The organism is Domibacillus iocasae, from assembly GCF_001750285.1.
Taxonomy (GTDB): domain Bacteria; phylum Bacillota; class Bacilli; order Bacillales; family Domibacillaceae; genus Domibacillus; species Domibacillus iocasae.
The window spans coordinates 392,588-408,236 of record NZ_MAMP01000022.1; the positions used below are offsets into that span (position 1 = coordinate 392,588).

The following is a 15,649-nucleotide window of genomic DNA, read 5'->3' on the forward strand; positions in this document are numbered from 1 at the left end:
GTATTTTATGGGCAAATGAATTATACTGAAAAAGAGAAGTCAGACTTCTGACAATTAATATTTTACAGGTTATCTGTTAAGCAGTCAGGGTAAAAATAAGAACACAATGAACTTAGAAGGGAGAAACGGAAAAATGAATCATTCGTTTAAAAGGATTCACTTAATCGTTCTCGACTCAGTTGGAATCGGGGAAGCACCGGATGCCTCTTCTTTTGGAGATGAAGGCGCTGACACACTCGGTCATATTGCTGAAAAAATGAATGGTTTGAACATGCCGAATATGGAAGCCCTTGGTTTGTCTAATATTAAAGAAATTAAAGGAATTAAAAAGGTGGAAAAACCGGTTGCTTTTTGGACGAAAATGCAGGAAGCATCGAACGGAAAAGATACGATGACGGGTCATTGGGAAATCATGGGCCTCAATATTCAAACCCCTTTTCAAGTATTTCCAGATGGATTTCCTTCCTCTTTGATCCAGGAACTGGAAGAAAAGTCCGGCCGTAAAGTGATTGGCAATAAGCCGGCCAGTGGAACGGAAATTTTAGATGAGCTTGGCGAAGAACATATGAAAACCGGGGCATTGATTGTTTATACCTCAGCAGATTCCGTCCTGCAAATTGCCGCACATGAAGAAATTGTCCCGCTTGATGAATTATACAGCATTTGCGAAACGGCACGTGCGATGACAAAAACAGGCGATTACATGGTCGGACGTGTGATTGCCCGTCCATTTCTCGGCGAGCCGGGGAATTTCAAGCGTACCTCAAACCGCCACGATTATGCACTTAAGCCGTTTGGCCGCACTGTAATGAATGAACTAAAAGACGCATCATTTGATGTTATTGCCGTTGGGAAAATTGCGGACATATATGACGGAGAAGGAGTAACAGAAGCGATTCGTACAACGTCAAACATGGATGGAATGGACAAATTTATTGGAGTGGCGGAAAAAGATTTTACGGGCTTGTCGTTTTTGAATCTTGTTGATTTTGATGCTTTATTTGGACATCGCCGTGACCCGGAAGGATACGGAAAAGCGCTGGAACAGTTTGATGTGCGTCTGCCGGAGCTGCTGGATAAATTAAATGAAAATGATTTGCTTATTTTAACAGCGGACCATGGAAATGATCCGATTCATCATGGAACGGACCATACACGTGAATACGTGCCGCTTCTTGTATTTTCAAAAGCATTTGTACAGGGCGAAGAACTTGCCGTGCGTGAAACATTTGCGGACATCGGTGCTTCGATTGCCGACAACTTTAACGTCACAATGCCTGAGTACGGAAAAAGTTTTATGGAGGAATTACGATGAATTTCGAACATATTAACGAAGCAGCACAGTTTTTAAATGAGAAGCTTAACCAAACACCGGAAATTGGGCTCATTTTAGGTTCGGGTCTTGGTGTGCTAGCCGATGAAGTGGAAAATGCCGTTAACATTCCTTATGAAACAATCCCCCATTTCCCGGTTTCTACTGTAGAAGGCCATGCGGGAGAACTGGTCATCGGCACGTTATCCGGAAAAATCGTCGCCGCAATGAAGGGACGCTTTCATTACTATGAAGGCTATACATTCGAGCAAGTAACATTCCCGGTACGTGTGATGAAGGCATTGGGCATCGAAACCGTTATTGTCACAAATGCAGCAGGCGGCGTAAATGAATCATTTGAGCCGGGCGACTTAATGCTTATTTCAGATCATTTAAATTTAATGGGTGGCAATCCGCTTATCGGGAAAAATGATAACCGTCTTGGCGTTCGCTTTCCGGATATGTCTACAGCGTATAGCGGCGAACTGCGGAAGCTGGCGAAACAAGCAGCAGCACGAGTGGGTATTAAAGTGAAAGAAGGGGTCTACGCTGGAAATACTGGACCAGTATATGAAACGCCGGCTGAAGTTCGTATGGCGCGTCTACTTGGAGCGGACGCGGTCGGAATGTCAACGGTGCCGGAAGTCATTGCCGCGCGTCACGGCAGCATGAACGTGCTGGGCATTTCATGCATTTCCAACATGGCTGCCGGAATCTTAGATCAGCCGCTTGCGCACGAGGAAGTGATTGAAACGACAGAAAAAGTGCGCGCGGATTTCCTTGCTTACGTAAAAGAGATTGTCCAATCTTTGTAAAGGTGTGATCATGAGATGAGAATGGTCGATGTTATACACAACAAGCGTAATGGCCAAGCGTTAACAAATGAAGAAATCGAGTTTTTTGTTAAAGGCTATACAAAAGGCGACATCCCGGATTATCAGGCTTCTGCTCTTATGATGGCGATCTATTTTCAAGGAATGAATCCCCGGGAAACGGCTGTTCTCACAAAAGCGATGGTGGATTCCGGTGAAACAATTGATCTGTCCGGCATTCAAGGACATAAAGTAGACAAGCACTCAACAGGGGGAGTGGGCGATAAGATAACATTTATTGTCGGCCCGCTTGTTGCTTCAGCGGGCGTGCCAGTCGCAAAAATGTCTGGCCGCGGCCTCGGTCATACTGGTGGAACACTCGACAAGCTCGAAGCGATCGATGGCCTGCAAATTGAAATGTCGAAAGAGAAGTTTATTAATAATGTTAATAAACATAAACTTGCGGTGGCCGGACAAACTGGAAACCTGGCCCCGGCGGATAAAAAATTATATGCACTTCGGGACGTAACAGCGACAGTTGAGGCCATCCCGCTTATTGCCGGCTCCATTATGAGTAAAAAGCTTGCCTCTGGTGCGGACAGCATTGTACTTGATGTGAAAACGGGTTCAGGGGCGTTTATGAAAACGCTCGAAGATTCAGAAGCATTGGCAAAAGAAATGGTTGCGATTGGCAATAATCTAGGCCGTAAAACGGTGGCGATCATTAGCGACATGAACCAGCCGCTCGGATTTGAAGTAGGCAATGCCAATGAAATTAAAGAGGCTGTTGATATTTTACAAGGAGCGAAAGTAGATGACCTGCGGGAACTGTCGCTCGAAATTGCTTCGCACATGACGGTTCTTGCCGGCGCATTTAGCGATTATGACGAAGCGCGGATCACACTTGAAGCCAACCTTGACAATGGACAGGCGTTTGAAGCGTTCCGCCAGTTTATCATCGCGCAAGGCGGCGATGTCAGCATGATTGATGACAAAACGAAGCTTCCGCAGGCAAAATTCCACGTGGATGTTACAGCCGATGAAGAAGGATTTGTAGCGGAAATTGATGCGGAATCCATCGGGACAGCTGCCATGTATTTAGGAGCAGGACGCGCAACGAAAGAGGATGAAATTAATCACGCCGTCGGGATTACACTAAAGAAGAAAATCGGCGATACCGTTCAAAAAGGGGACGTGCTTGTGACCCTTCATGCAGATTCAGAATCACCAGAAAACTCCATTAAAAAAGTGAAACAGGCATACCGGTTTTCATCAGAACACGTAGATCGGCCAACGCTCATTCATAAAGTAATTCGGGACTGACTTTTGTCAGTCCCTTTTTTGTCGAAAAATAAGAGGTTTTTTCTAGTTTTGAAAACAGGAAGGAAAAAGGCTCTTGTAAAAAGAATTGAACGTATCAGCACATAAAGGAGGAATTACGATGGTAACCATGAAAGCAGAAGCGCAAGGAAAAGTTCTCATCATCCGACTGACAGGGGAACTCGATCATTATTATTCCGAGCAGGTAAAAGAATTTGTGGAACAACAAATAGACATGAATCAGTCGCAGCACTTGGTTTGGAACTTGTCGGGCCTGCCTTTCATGGACAGTTCAGGTCTCGGCGTTATTTTAGGCCGCTACCGGCAAGTTAATGAAATGGGCGGCAGTGTAACAGTCTGCGGGTTAAATACGCAAGTAAAACGGCTGTTTCAGCTTTCAGGTTTGTTTAAAATTATGTATGTGGATCAAACTGAACAAGAAGCACTCGATCGATTGGGGGAATCATCATGCAAAACGCTATGAACGTATCGTTTAATGCACTCGGCGAAAATGAAGCATTTTCACGTGTAGCGGTTGCAGCGTTTGCCGCAAAACTTAATCCGACAGTAGATGACTTGGCTGAATTAAAAACCGCCGTTTCGGAGGCTGTGACAAATGCGATTATTCATGGATATGACAGCAATCCGGCAGGGATGGTTTATATAAGTGCATCGATTGAAGACGGGGAAATCGATGTAGTCGTTCGTGATGAAGGACGCGGAATCGGCAATATCGAGGAAGCGAAAGAACCTCTTTTTACGACAAAGCCTGAAATGGAACGAGCCGGGATGGGCTTTACGATTATGGAGCACTTTACGGACCTGCTGGAAATCGAATCAAGTACTTCCTCTGGAACGATCGTCCGGTTCAAAAAACGGCTGGCTGGAAAGCGTGTTAATTGTGTGTAAAGAACAGGCGGAAATCCAATGAAACAGGCTGTGCAGCTGTCCGATGGTGAAGTGAGAGGACTGATTAAAAAAAGTCAGGCCGGCGACGTCGAAGCGCGCAATAAGCTCGTAGAATGGAATACGCGTCTCGTCTGGTCGGTTGTGCACCGTTTTTTAAATCGTGGCTATGAATCAGAAGATCTGTTTCAAATTGGCTGCATCGGCTTAATTAAATGTATTGATAAGTTTGATCTTTCATACAACGTAAAGTTCTCGACATACGCAGTTCCGATGATTATTGGCGAGATTCAGCGCTTTTTGCGTGATGATGGTGAAGTGAAGGTAAGCAGGCGTTTAAAAGAAACGGCCGGGAAAATGAGGCGTGAACGAGAAGCGTTTACGGCACAGTTTGGGCGTCCGCCAACGGTTCAGGAGATAGCCGGAAAGCTGGACATTTCGATGGAAGAAGCACTGATGGCACAAGAATCTTCCCGCCGTCCAGCTTCGATTCATGAAACAGTTTATGAAAACGAAGGAGAACCGATCACGCTGCTTGACCAACTGGCAGCGCCTGAAGAAGAGTGGTTTGAATCACTCGTTGTAAAAGAAGCGATTGAGAAGCTGTCTGAGCGCGACCAGCTTATTGTGTTTCTTCGTTTTTTTAAAGACTGTACCCAGGCGGAAACCGCAAACAGGCTCGGTATTTCTCAAGTGCAGGTCTCAAGACTTGAAAAGCAGATTATTAAAAGTCTGAGGGAGGATATGAATAAAAAATAGCAGCCACGGGGAAACTTCGTGAAAAGCGGAGGTGCTGCTATGGAGCAATTCATGTACATCAGTTTAAAGCGCCATGTTCGCCTTGACGAACGGCGCATTTCTTTTTTTGATGTGGCTGAAGCAGAGGTGGATCAAGAAGCGCAGCCGATTTTAGAAAAGCTCGTTATTAAAACGGTTCAGCCATCAGCCGGCAACATCGTTGTCGTAAGCGTTCTCGATGTGATTCATGCGTTAAAAACAGCGTTCCCAGATACACAAGTCGTCATTGCAGGAGAAACTGAATCTATTGTCAGCCTTCAGCCGGCAATTGCGCCGGCTTCTTTTTGGAAAATAGCATTTGTCTGGCTTGTGTTGTTTACGGGTGCTGCACTGACGATTATGAATTTTCATGAAGATGTATCGATGCAAAAAGTGCATGTGCTGATATATGAAAAAATAACCGGAGTAAAAAAAGAACAACCGCTTTTACTACAAATTCCTTATTCAATTGGTCTTGGTCTCGGGATGATTTTATTTTTTAACCGGCTCTGGCAAAAACGGCTCAATGAAGAGCCGGGACCGCTCGATTTAGAAATGTTCAAATATGAAGAGGATATTAACGGCTATCTTGCCGCCAATGAAAAGGAACAGTCGTGAAATGAGTATTGCTATCATCCTTTTTTTAGGATTATCCGGCGGGTTGGCTACTGGCGCAGGATACGTTGCGTTTATTACAGTACTCGGGGTTATTCCCAGGCTGATGTCGGCGACAAAAACAACATCATCCATTCATTTGTATGAGCTGTCACTCGTGCTCGGTGTAGTAGCAGGGACACTATTACACATCTTTAATGTGGATCTTCATTGGCCGGCTGTTACGACTGCATTTGTTGGTTTATTTAGTGGATTGTTTATCGGCATGGCAGCAGCAGCATTAACAGAAGTACTAAATGTCTTTCCGATACTAGCGAGGAGAGCCGGTGTGTTTGCCGATATTAACATTTTGATGATGGCTGTGGCACTTGGCAAAATGACTGGCTCACTCATTCAATGGATCGTATTTTCACCGATGTAAAAGGAGGCATTACAATGATCAGGCCTGAAGAAATTGATGCGTATTTAGAGAAAGAAGCAGGGCTTGGCAAAAGCTTTGATACAGGCGTAAGGCGGCTCACAGTAGCCGGAGAGCCGCTTCATCTTTATTTTATTAACGGGCTTTGTGATACCCGGTTTATCATCGAGATTATCGAATCGCTCGTATCACTTGAAAAAAAGCGAAAAGAATCGTCCGCCACTTTGGTCAAGGAGCATCTCGTTCACCAGGCAGTCGAAGAAGTCGATGATCTTTCTAAATTGCCGGTCGCGATGATGTCCGGGCTTATCGTTATTGCAGTACCGGGCTCCTTATTTATCATAGATGTAAGAAGTTACCCGGGCAGGCAGCCGGAAGAACCGGACACTGAAAAGGTTGTGCGGGGCTCCCGAGACGGATTTGTTGAAAATATTATCGTCAATACCGCCCTGACAAGAAGAAGAATTCGCGACGGCCGTCTCCGGTTCGAAATGATGAAAGCAGGGGACGTTTCGAAAATGGATGTTGCTGTCGGTTACATGGATGGTGTTGCATCAAAGGACCTGGTTGATAAAATAAAAAAAGAAGTCGAGTCCATTGAAACAGCCGGTACGCCAATGGCAGACAAAACAATAGAAGAATTTTTAATTAAGCAGCGCTATAACCCATATCCGCTTGTCCGGTATACAGAACGAGCAGACATTGCTGCCGCTCATTTGATGGAGGGGCACGTACTTTTATATACGGATACTTCTCCCGCTGTCATGATTATGCCGTCTACTTATTGGCAGCATTTGCAGCATGCAGAAGAGTACCGGCAGCTGCCGGCTGCAGGGACATTCATTCGGCTGCTTCGTTTTATCGGTTTGTGGATGTCTCTATTTTTATTGCCGCTTTGGCTCCTGTTTTCACAACATCCTGACATGCTTCCACAGGCGCTTTCTTTTATCGGTCCGAACGAAGAAACGAAGATTCCTCTTGCCGTTCAACTTTTAATTGCAGATATAGGGATTGAATGGCTGCGTGTTGCCTCGATTCACACGCCGCAGCCGCTTTCAACTGCAATGGGCCTCGTTGCCGCCATTTTAATTGGACAAATTGCCATTGATACAGGTCTTTTCGTACCGGAAGTTGTCTTATACACAGCCATTGCAGCTATTGGCACGTTTTCAACGCCGAGCTATGAGCTGGGGCTGGCGAATAAAATCATGCGTCTTTTTATGCTTCTCGCTGTCGCTTTCTTCGGGCCAGCCGGATTTGTCGTGTCTGTGATGATCGTTTTTTTATACCTTGTTCGCTTAAAACCGTTCGGAGCCCCTTATTTATGGCCGCTTATTCCTTTTGACGCTTCTTCTCTTTGGTCGATTTTGATCAGACGACAGGCACCGGAGCAGACGGGAATTCCGGAAATTAACCGGATCGATTCTCGCTGACCGGTGATTTTTCATATATTGAGCAGGGGGTGAATGTATGATATAGTACTTTTATTCTCATGCCGGGCAAACGGCATAACGATAATAGAACGGGGCGATTATACATATGCATAAATATGGAACAGCGGCTGTAAATGACCGCGGACATTTGGAAATTGGCGGTGTTGATGTGGTGGAAGCAGCCGCTCAATTTGGTACGCCGCTTTATTTATATGATGTTGCACTTATTCGCGAGCGTGCGAGAGGGTTTAAACAGACATTTGACAAATTGGGTGTAACCGCGCAAGTGGCGTATGCAAGCAAAGCATTTGCATCGGTTGCCATGATGCAGCTGGCGGAGCAGGAAGAGCTGTCTCTTGACGTTGTTTCAGGGGGGGAATTGTACACCGCCCAAAAAGCGGGCTTTCCGGCAGAGCGCATTCATTTTCATGGAAATAATAAAAGTCGTGAAGAGCTTGAAATGGCTTTTGATGCGGGCATAGGCTGTATCGTGGTGGACAATTTTCTTGAACTGGACATGATCGGTGAGATCAGTGAAGCGCGCGGTCAGGCGATGAACATTTTGCTGCGTATTACACCAGGAATTGAAGCACACACACATGATTATATTTTAACCGGCCAGGAAGATTCAAAATTTGGCTTTGATTTAAACAACGGCCAAGCGGAAGAAGCGTTAACCATTGCGCTTAAAAAGCCATTTGTTCATGTGCTCGGCCTTCACTGCCATATTGGATCACAAATTTTTGAAACGACCGGTTTCATTCTTGCTGCCGAAAAAATTATCGGAAAATTGGCGGACTGGCATAATCGACTGTCGTTCGAATCAGAAGTATTAAATTTGGGCGGTGGTTTTGGCATTCGTTACACGGCTGAAGATGATCCTCTTGAGCCCGCCGCATACGTTGAAGAAATTATTCGCAAAGTACAAACCGAAACGAAAAAATGCGGGCTCAAGATGCCCGAAATCTGGATTGAGCCTGGCCGATCTCTTGTTGGCGATGCCGGCATTACCATTTATGAGACGGGATCGATAAAGGATGTACCGAATGTGCGCAAATATTTGGCGGTTGACGGCGGCATGAGTGATAACATTCGTCCCGCATTGTATGAAGCGAAATACGAAGCAGTGCTGGCAAATCGAGTGAATGATCCGGTTGAAGAAACGGTTTCAATAGCTGGGAAGTGCTGTGAATCCGGAGACATGCTTATATGGGATTTGCCGCTTCCCAAAGCGAATACGGGTGATTTGCTCGCGATGTTTTGCACCGGAGCATACGGCTATTCAATGGCCAATAACTATAACCGGATTCCTCGTCCACCGGTTGTGTTTGCTGAAAAGGGTGAAGCAAAGCTCGTTATTCGCCGTGAAACGTTTGATGATTTAATAAAATTGGACTTGCCACTTGGGCTGCCGCAAACAAACTGATCGAGGACATATAATATGAAAAACAATATTATTCTACTTGTTATTTTGACAGTGATGGCATTGGGCTGGGGGCTTTATTACTGGTTTTTTATTGTAAATTAAAGGAAAGCCCTTGCGATTGTGTCTTGGATTTAGTAAGATAAGAAACGTGGCGATATTAGGCAGGTAAATCCTGCTAATTGAAGAGGGATTTTATATGCTGATTCGATATAAAAAGTCGTTTAAGAAGATTGCAATGGGTCTGCTTTCCTATATGCCCCGTGAGAAAGAGCTGCGGACACTAAAAGAAACGATTGAGAGTTACGAAGCAAATGACGGCAGACAATTGTTTCTTTGGAAAGTGGACGAAGATCTTGTCGGCGTTATTGGCGTGGCCGTCAGTGAAACAACAGCTGAAATTTTGCATATTGCAGTCAATCCGTCCTTTCGCGATGAAGGAATTGGAACGGAAATGATTGCGGCTGTGACAAAATTATTTTCGGATCGGACCGTTGCTCCAAATGAAGCAACGAACCGATTTTTTGAAAAATGCATGAAAGAAAGCCGGTAAAGGACGATTATATCGTCACCTTACCGGCTTTTTTTAATGCTATGGCGGCTGCGCGGGCTTTTAACACGTCTGTACGGTCACGCAGCACATGTTTATCTATTAAAAACCGTTCATTCAATTCTGGTTCAAAGGTCGCGGTAAAATGCTTGAACTCTTTTTTAAGCCGTTCATCTGCGATGGGAATCGTGATAGGTTCAAATGGAGCACCGTTTTTCATTTGATCAGCCGTTTGCCGGATGGAAAATAAAAATGGTTCCGGATCAATGCCGAGCTGGCCTAGTGCCTGCACATTATGGCTGAGGCAGCGCAATGATTTTTGCGCCATACGGAGCGCTCCTGTCTTGTTTCCACGCCGGTAGTGATACAAAAAGACGGCGGACTGAATGAGGCCGACCCAAATGGAATCACGGGCACCATCTGTTTCTTTCCAATGTTCTTCTAACAGCTCGTGACATTCAAAATAATCATGGTCAATATGAAAATGTGCCAAAAAGGCAAGATAAGGCACAGGATATGAGTACATTCATTTTCCCCCAGTCAAGTGGTCGGATTAGAATTAAGATTATCATGTTTTCCTCATATTCTCAACTTTAAACGCTGAAAGATCCTGTGAAATAGACTATACTTGACAGGGTGCTAAAAATGTAATGAGTACAGGAGAGCGAACGATGGAATATAAAGTGAAAATTGATTCATTTGAAGGGCCTCTTGATTTGCTGCTTCATTTAATTCAGCAGCTTGAAATAGATATATACGATATCCCAGCAGCGGAAATTACGAATCAATACTTAGCATACGTAAACACGATGCAACAGCTTGAACTGGATGTCGCGAGTGAATACCTTGTTATGGCTGCAACATTAATTGCGATGAAAAGCCGTTCGCTTTTGCCGGATCACTCGTCAGAGGAAGACGACTATATAGAGGAAGAAGATCCGAGGGATGAATTGGCCCGCCGTTTAATTGAATATAAAAAATACAAGGAAGCGGCTGGCAGGCTGCATGAATTAGAAGAAGAGCGGACAAAGCTATATTCACGGCCGCCTGCAGACCAGCTTTTTTCATCTAATGCGGAAGGACCTCTGAATGTGTCCATTTTTGATATGCTTGGGGCGTTTCAAAAAATGACACGCCGTAAAAAATTGGCAGTGCCGCCAAAAGCGACAGTCCGGCGGGAAGAACTGTCGGTGGAAAAAAGAATGAATGTGCTGAAAGAAAAATTAGCGGCTTCTAAAGAGCCGATCCGGTTTGATGACTTGTTTGATTCGAGTGAACGGAATGAACTCGTTGTCAGTTTTCTGGCTATTTTAGAATTGATGAAGCAAAACGAGATTATCGTCTCGCAAAAAGGAAATTTTGCCGATCTGTACGTGACAGTTGGAGGAAACGAAACATGAAAAATAAAAGCATTATTGAAAGCCTGCTTTTCGCAGCGGGAGACGAAGGGCTAACTGTTGACCAAATGGCGGCAGTTCTTGATATTCCAATAGACGAACTAACAGGAATTCTTCAGTCGATGATGGAAGCATTTGAACAGGATCAAGCTAGAGGCATCATGATTACATCATTTGGGAATGAATACCGGATGATGACCAAAAAAGAAAATGCCGCATATATTCAGGAGCTCGCTGAAAAGCCATCACCAAAAACGCTGTCTCAAGCCGCTTTAGAAACATTGGCGATTATTGCGTACAATCAGCCGGTTACACGTATTGAAGTGGAAGACATCCGTGGAGTCAAGACCGAACGGCCGATTGCAACACTTTGTGCACGCGGGCTTATTGAAGAAGCGGGCCGAGCGGATGCTCCGGGGCGGCCGATTTTATATGCCACAACGACTGAATTTTTGGATGCCTTCCAGTTAAAGAGCATTGCTGATTTGCCGCCGCTCGAAGAAGGCGATGTTTCGATGCAGCAAGAAGCAGATCTGTTTTTCGGCCGGTTTGAAGAAGCACTCGACGAGTAGGCATGCCGATCTTTCTTTTTTCATATAGTAGTGAAAAAGGAAAGGAGCGGACTCATGAAAAAAAGAGAGCTGTTCGCTTTCATTCTGCTCCTGGGGCTGGTCATCATGCCATCAGTGACAAAAGCAGAACCGTCTCTTTCAGCTCAAAATGCGGTGTTAATGGACATGGAAAGCGGCCGGGTTTTGGCTCAAAAAGATGCACATGTACGCCGGCCGATCGCGAGCATAACAAAAATCATGACGGCGCTTCTTGCCATTGAGTCCGGCCGGATGAACGAAACAGTGGTGATTAGTGATCATGCCCGTCAAGTGGAAGGCTCTAGCATTTATATGGAAAAAGGAGACAAGCTGACGCTTGAAGAGCTTGTTTACGGATTAATGCTCCGCTCAGGAAACGATGCGGCTACGGCAATTAGCGAATATGTTGGCGGGTCAACCGAGGAGTTCGTCGTTTTGATGAATGAAAAAGCAAAAAAACTTGGTATGCGCAATACGTCATTCATGAATCCGCATGGGCTTGATGATCCTGCTCATTACTCAAGCGCCTATGATATGGCACTTTTGACTGCGGCAGCGATGGAAAACAAAGCTTATAGGAAGATTGTTTCGACCAGCGTATATAAAACAAAAAGCAAACCCATTCGCGTATGGGAAAATAAACACCGGCTCGTTCGAGATGGTGGTATCATTACGGGCGGAAAAACTGGTTTTACAAAAAAAACGGGGCGCACGCTTGTGACAACGGCTAAAGAAAACGGCATGGGATTGGTTGCGGTGACATTGAATGCGCCAGATGACTGGCTCGATCATACATCCCTTTTTCACTATGGCTTTTCTTCTTATAAACAAACAGATATCGTCGGAAAAACACCGTTTTCTGTACCGGGAGAAGCCGACTCCTTTTATGCGAAAAAACAGGTCCGGTATCCGATGACCAATCAGGAAAAAAAATCGGCTTATCTTCGAATTGTACTCAATTCCAATAAAAAAGGAACCGCTGAATTGTGGATCGGAACAGAAAAAAAAGCGTCGACCCCCGTTTATCGAACGAAAAGCAGCCCGCCATCTTTTTGGACAAAAATCAAAAAGGAGCTGATCGTATGGTAAGTGCGGCGTTTGCTTTTTTAATGCTGAGCGGTTTTCTTTTTGCGGCTGTAAATGGAACGATGGCGGATGTGAACGAGGCTCTTTTTCAGTCAATGGAGCAGTCTATTGAATTGGCCCTTTCACTTGCAGGCATTCTCCTGTTTTGGACTGGTGTGATGAAAACAGCGGAAGGGGCGGGCATTGTTAAAGCACTTGCAAATACAGTTCAGCCGCTGCTCGGGCGGCTTTTTCCAGAAATACCGGATGGACACCCGGTATTTGGCTATATTGCCTCAAACATGGCGGCTAATTTTTTCGGGCTTGGCAATGCGGCCACACCAATTGGTCTAAAAACGATGCGGGAGCTGAAAAAGCTCAATGGGGATCAAGACACAGCAAGCCGCTCAATGGTGACATTTCTTGCGCTGAATACAGCAGCGGTCACATTGATTCCGACAACCGTTATTGCAATTAGTTTAAAGCACGGCGCCTCGAACCCGACGGATATTATTTTGCCTGCACTATTTGCGACGGTCATGTCTGCCTTTTTTGCTATTCTTCTTGACCGCTATTATGCGCATAAAAGGATACGGTAATGGCAGTCTGGCTCATACCTTTGATTGTTGCGGCTGTTATCGGAATTGGACTTTATAAAAACGTGAACATCTATGAAACGCTCACGGATGGAGCGAAAGAAGGGATGTACATGTGGATCGCAATCGTGCCGCATCTTGTTATCATGATGGCGGCGGTCGCTGTTTTTCGCGCATCAGGGGCTGCTGCAGAGCTTGCTTCATGGATGGCACCGTTCCTGTCCCTGTTCGGTATTCCAGCGGATGTGGTGCCGCTTGCACTAATCCGCCCCATTTCCGGTTCAGCGACGCTGGCGATGCTGGATCAGTTAATGCAAGAGCACGGTGCAGATTCGTATATTGCGAAACTTGCCGCTATTATGCAGGGCAGTACAGATACGACGCTTTATGTTCTCGCTGTTTACTTTGGGGCAGCTGGCATTAAAAAAACCGGAGATGCGCTGAAAATTGGCCTGCTGGCTGATGCAGCAGCATTTTTCTTTGCCATTATTGCCGCATCCTGGCTTTTATAGGCAGATCAGGCTGCCAGCAAATGCCTTGTTTTTAAAACCAGATTTCAGAGTGGGGACAAAGTCAAACGCTGCTTCTCAGCAAAAACGTTTGTTTACGGAAAAAGATTGACGTTTGCAGAGATCCTGCTTTGTTTTTTACTTAAAGCCGATAGGTGAAGCCTGTTGGACTTTGCTTTCCCGGACAGTGCGAAAGGAGTCTCCCGACTCACTGTCCTTCCTGCAGGGAGTCTGTGTCCGGCAGCCTTCACCAAGTAGTTTTGAAAAGCAATAAGCAGAAGCGAAATAGCGGTTTTGTGCCTTTATAAAAAGAAAGATACGACCAAACTAAATCCTTTCGAGTCTTTTTAATATGCCCAATGCTAAAAAACAGTTTGTCTACAGCTTGAAGCCTGGTTTTATAACCAGGTTTTTTATTTTGTCCAGCTCCAGGCGGCTACGGGAAGCTTTTTAAGTTTTCTTTTCCTTTTTCGATATTTGTGCCATAATGCTTAATGGACGAAAAGACAATTATAGAGGTGAAATAGATGGAACGATTGCAAAAAGTGATCGCGCAGGCAGGAATCGCATCGCGCAGAAAAGCAGAACAGCTTATTGAAGAAGGAAAGGTAACCGTTAACGGCAAAAAAATTACCGAACTTGGCACGAAAGTTGGCTTACATGATGATGTACGTGTAGAAGGGGTACCAGTCGAACGGGAACGGAAAGTATATTATTTATTTTATAAGCCGCGCGGGGTCATTTCAGCGGTAACGGATGACAAAGGGAGAAAAACGGTCGTTGACTTTTTCCCGGAAGTAGAGGAGCGCATTTTTCCAGTCGGACGCCTTGATTATGATACATCCGGTCTTCTTCTGTTAACAAATGACGGTGAATTTGCCAACTTAATGACGCACCCGCGCTATGAAATGGATAAAACGTATATCGCCAAAACAGAAGGCATCGTGCAGCGGCATCTTTTGAAACGGCTTATGTCCGGTTTAAAGCTTGAAGACGGCATGACCGCCCCGGCTAAAGTAAAAGAACTATCGATCGATCGGAAGAAAAACCGTTCGCTGCTTGAAATTACGATTCACGAAGGACGCAACCGTCAAGTGCGCCGTATGTTTGAAGCGATCGGGCACCCCGTGCAAAAGCTGCGCCGCGACCGGTTTGCCCACTTAACGCTGCACGGCTTAAACGCAGGCGATTACCGTGAATTGACAGCGCATGAAATTAAGCAGCTGCGCACACTTGCTGAAACAGGCGCACTGCGTTAAGTCATAAAACTGTCACATTAAAAAAGAGGACTGTTTTCTTTAGAAGTAAGAAGTAATGATATAATATACGTAGTTTTTTACACATGTCCGTATAATGCAAGCGGGCTTGGAGGCTGAAAGATGGATAAAAAGAAAAAACGGCTTTATATGCGGGCAGCGATTTTAGCAGTGCTGGCCGGACTTGTCATTTATGCACTTTATACGAATGTAACAAAAGAGTCACGTGGTGCGTTGGAGGCAGGAGACAAAGCGCCAGATTTCGTTTTAACGGATTTAAAGGGGGAGACACACCAGCTTTCGGATTATGAAGGAAAAGGGGTCTTTTTAAATTTCTGGGGCACTTGGTGTGAACCGTGTAAGGAAGAAATGCCGCATATGGAAAAGCTGGCAAATGAGTATGAAGGCCAGGTGGAAATTTTGGCTGTCAATGTAGGCGAGTCGGATTTTCAAGTAAATAATTTTGCAAAACAGTACGGCCTGACATTCCCGATTGCCATTGATTCGGGAAAAGAAGTGATGGATACGTACGGGGTTGACCCACTTCCGACGACGTTTATGATTAAGCCAGACGGAACGATTGATCAAATAGTGATCGGCGGCTTAATTCAAGAAGAGCAGGTGCGAGCGTTGTTTGAACGGGTAAAGCCATCATCGTAAAGGGAGTTTT

Annotated in this window: 19 protein-coding genes; 18 read left to right on the top strand and 1 reads right to left on the bottom strand. The window is 45.2% G+C overall.

Translation table 11 applies throughout. The annotated features are described in order from the left end of the window. Positions 1–133: 133 nt before the first annotated feature. From deoB to BA724_RS12815, 11 genes are all read left to right on the top strand, one after another. A complete protein-coding gene (deoB, locus tag BA724_RS12765; protein WP_069939034.1) occupies positions 134–1,315 on the top strand; it encodes a phosphopentomutase in 1,182 nt (393 codons plus the stop codon). Further along, positions 1,312–2,127, top strand: a complete 816-nt coding sequence (locus BA724_RS12770) for a purine-nucleoside phosphorylase (protein WP_069939035.1) — start codon at positions 1,312–1,314, stop codon at positions 2,125–2,127. The genes deoB and BA724_RS12770 overlap by 4 nt, the downstream gene beginning before the upstream one ends. Positions 2,128–2,142: 15 nt before the next feature. Then, positions 2,143–3,447: a pyrimidine-nucleoside phosphorylase gene (locus tag BA724_RS12775; RefSeq protein WP_069939036.1), complete on the top strand. Its 1,305-nt coding sequence runs from the start codon at positions 2,143–2,145 to the stop codon at positions 3,445–3,447. Between the two features lie 118 nt (positions 3,448–3,565). Then, positions 3,566–3,928, top strand: coding sequence for an anti-sigma F factor antagonist (gene spoIIAA / locus BA724_RS12780; RefSeq protein WP_069939037.1), 363 nt, complete (start codon positions 3,566–3,568; stop codon positions 3,926–3,928). After that, on the top strand, positions 3,913–4,353 hold the full coding sequence (gene spoIIAB, locus BA724_RS12785; protein ID WP_069939038.1) for an anti-sigma F factor: 441 nt from the start codon (positions 3,913–3,915) through the stop codon (positions 4,351–4,353). Before spoIIAA ends, spoIIAB begins: the two co-directional genes overlap by 16 nt. 18 nt (positions 4,354–4,371) lie before the next feature. Next, the gene (sigF, locus tag BA724_RS12790) at positions 4,372–5,109 is read left to right on the top strand and encodes an RNA polymerase sporulation sigma factor SigF (RefSeq protein WP_069939039.1); all 738 of its coding nucleotides are present in this window, start codon (positions 4,372–4,374) and stop codon (positions 5,107–5,109) included. A 39-nt stretch (positions 5,110–5,148) separates the two neighbouring features. Then, a complete protein-coding gene (locus BA724_RS19065; RefSeq protein WP_069939040.1) occupies positions 5,149–5,745 on the top strand; it encodes a stage V sporulation protein AA in 597 nt (198 codons plus the stop codon). A 1-nt stretch (position 5,746) separates the two neighbouring features. After that, complete coding sequence (locus BA724_RS12800; protein WP_083256221.1) at positions 5,747–6,163, top strand: stage V sporulation protein AB; 417 nt, start codon at positions 5,747–5,749, stop codon at positions 6,161–6,163. A gap of 14 nt (positions 6,164–6,177) precedes the next feature. After that, the gene (locus BA724_RS12805) at positions 6,178–7,593 is read left to right on the top strand and encodes a spore germination protein (RefSeq protein ID WP_069939042.1); all 1,416 of its coding nucleotides are present in this window, start codon (positions 6,178–6,180) and stop codon (positions 7,591–7,593) included. 106 nt (positions 7,594–7,699) lie between these two features. Next, positions 7,700–9,019: a diaminopimelate decarboxylase gene (gene lysA, locus BA724_RS12810; RefSeq protein ID WP_069939043.1), complete on the top strand. Its 1,320-nt coding sequence runs from the start codon at positions 7,700–7,702 to the stop codon at positions 9,017–9,019. Between the two features lie 196 nt (positions 9,020–9,215). Then, a complete protein-coding gene (locus BA724_RS12815) occupies positions 9,216–9,569 on the top strand; it encodes a GNAT family N-acetyltransferase (protein WP_069939044.1) in 354 nt (117 codons plus the stop codon). Between the two features lie 7 nt (positions 9,570–9,576). Here BA724_RS12815 and BA724_RS12820 read toward each other — a convergent pair whose 3' ends face one another. Beyond that, positions 9,577–10,092, bottom strand: a complete 516-nt coding sequence (locus BA724_RS12820; protein WP_069939045.1) for a DUF309 domain-containing protein — start codon at positions 10,090–10,092, stop codon at positions 9,577–9,579. A gap of 145 nt (positions 10,093–10,237) precedes the next feature. Between BA724_RS12820 and BA724_RS12825 the strand changes: the two genes are divergently transcribed. The 7 genes from BA724_RS12825 to resA all read left to right on the top strand — a co-directional run bounded on the left by BA724_RS12825 (position 10,238) and on the right by resA (position 15,639). Further along, positions 10,238–10,966 (top strand): segregation/condensation protein A, encoded by a 729-nt coding sequence (locus tag BA724_RS12825; RefSeq protein WP_069939046.1) that lies wholly within the window; start codon positions 10,238–10,240, stop codon positions 10,964–10,966. Next, positions 10,963–11,535 carry an SMC-Scp complex subunit ScpB gene (gene scpB, locus BA724_RS12830; protein ID WP_069939047.1) on the top strand — a complete coding sequence of 191 codons (573 nt, stop codon included), beginning with the start codon at positions 10,963–10,965 and terminating at the stop codon, positions 11,533–11,535. Before BA724_RS12825 ends, scpB begins: the two co-directional genes overlap by 4 nt. A 54-nt stretch (positions 11,536–11,589) precedes the next feature. Continuing rightward, complete coding sequence (locus BA724_RS12835; RefSeq protein ID WP_069939048.1) at positions 11,590–12,642, top strand: D-alanyl-D-alanine carboxypeptidase family protein; 1,053 nt, start codon at positions 11,590–11,592, stop codon at positions 12,640–12,642. Continuing rightward, the gene (locus BA724_RS12840; RefSeq protein ID WP_069939049.1) at positions 12,636–13,217 is read left to right on the top strand and encodes a nucleoside recognition domain-containing protein; all 582 of its coding nucleotides are present in this window, start codon (positions 12,636–12,638) and stop codon (positions 13,215–13,217) included. The genes BA724_RS12835 and BA724_RS12840 overlap by 7 nt, the downstream gene beginning before the upstream one ends. Further along, on the top strand, positions 13,217–13,726 hold the full coding sequence (locus BA724_RS12845) for a spore maturation protein (RefSeq protein WP_069939050.1): 510 nt from the start codon (positions 13,217–13,219) through the stop codon (positions 13,724–13,726). Before BA724_RS12840 ends, BA724_RS12845 begins: the two co-directional genes overlap by 1 nt. Before the next feature lie 524 nt (positions 13,727–14,250). After that, positions 14,251–14,982, top strand: a complete 732-nt coding sequence (locus tag BA724_RS12850) for a pseudouridine synthase (protein ID WP_069939051.1) — start codon at positions 14,251–14,253, stop codon at positions 14,980–14,982. Positions 14,983–15,102: 120 nt separating this feature from the next. Continuing rightward, positions 15,103–15,639 (top strand): thiol-disulfide oxidoreductase ResA, encoded by a 537-nt coding sequence (resA, locus tag BA724_RS12855; RefSeq protein WP_069939052.1) that lies wholly within the window; start codon positions 15,103–15,105, stop codon positions 15,637–15,639. The last annotated feature ends 10 nt before the right edge of the window (positions 15,640–15,649 follow it).

Coding starts and splice junctions, on each gene's coding strand:
- deoB (WP_069939034.1), top strand. CDS start 134: ATGAATCATTCGTTTAAAAGGATTCACTTAATCGTTCTCGACTCAGTT.
- BA724_RS12770 (WP_069939035.1), top strand. CDS start 1,312: ATGAATTTCGAACATATTAACGAAGCAGCACAGTTTTTAAATGAGAAG.
- BA724_RS12775 (WP_069939036.1), top strand. CDS start 2,143: ATGAGAATGGTCGATGTTATACACAACAAGCGTAATGGCCAAGCGTTA.
- spoIIAA (WP_069939037.1), top strand. CDS start 3,566: ATGGTAACCATGAAAGCAGAAGCGCAAGGAAAAGTTCTCATCATCCGA.
- spoIIAB (WP_069939038.1), top strand. CDS start 3,913: ATGCAAAACGCTATGAACGTATCGTTTAATGCACTCGGCGAAAATGAA.
- sigF (WP_069939039.1), top strand. CDS start 4,372: ATGAAACAGGCTGTGCAGCTGTCCGATGGTGAAGTGAGAGGACTGATT.
- BA724_RS19065 (WP_069939040.1), top strand. CDS start 5,149: ATGGAGCAATTCATGTACATCAGTTTAAAGCGCCATGTTCGCCTTGAC.
- BA724_RS12800 (WP_083256221.1), top strand. CDS start 5,747: ATGAGTATTGCTATCATCCTTTTTTTAGGATTATCCGGCGGGTTGGCT.
- BA724_RS12805 (WP_069939042.1), top strand. CDS start 6,178: ATGATCAGGCCTGAAGAAATTGATGCGTATTTAGAGAAAGAAGCAGGG.
- lysA (WP_069939043.1), top strand. CDS start 7,700: ATGCATAAATATGGAACAGCGGCTGTAAATGACCGCGGACATTTGGAA.
- BA724_RS12815 (WP_069939044.1), top strand. CDS start 9,216: ATGCTGATTCGATATAAAAAGTCGTTTAAGAAGATTGCAATGGGTCTG.
- BA724_RS12820 (WP_069939045.1), bottom strand. CDS start 10,092: ATGTACTCATATCCTGTGCCTTATCTTGCCTTTTTGGCACATTTTCAT.
- BA724_RS12825 (WP_069939046.1), top strand. CDS start 10,238: ATGGAATATAAAGTGAAAATTGATTCATTTGAAGGGCCTCTTGATTTG.
- scpB (WP_069939047.1), top strand. CDS start 10,963: ATGAAAAATAAAAGCATTATTGAAAGCCTGCTTTTCGCAGCGGGAGAC.
- BA724_RS12835 (WP_069939048.1), top strand. CDS start 11,590: ATGAAAAAAAGAGAGCTGTTCGCTTTCATTCTGCTCCTGGGGCTGGTC.
- BA724_RS12840 (WP_069939049.1), top strand. CDS start 12,636: ATGGTAAGTGCGGCGTTTGCTTTTTTAATGCTGAGCGGTTTTCTTTTT.
- BA724_RS12845 (WP_069939050.1), top strand. CDS start 13,217: ATGGCAGTCTGGCTCATACCTTTGATTGTTGCGGCTGTTATCGGAATT.
- BA724_RS12850 (WP_069939051.1), top strand. CDS start 14,251: ATGGAACGATTGCAAAAAGTGATCGCGCAGGCAGGAATCGCATCGCGC.
- resA (WP_069939052.1), top strand. CDS start 15,103: ATGGATAAAAAGAAAAAACGGCTTTATATGCGGGCAGCGATTTTAGCA.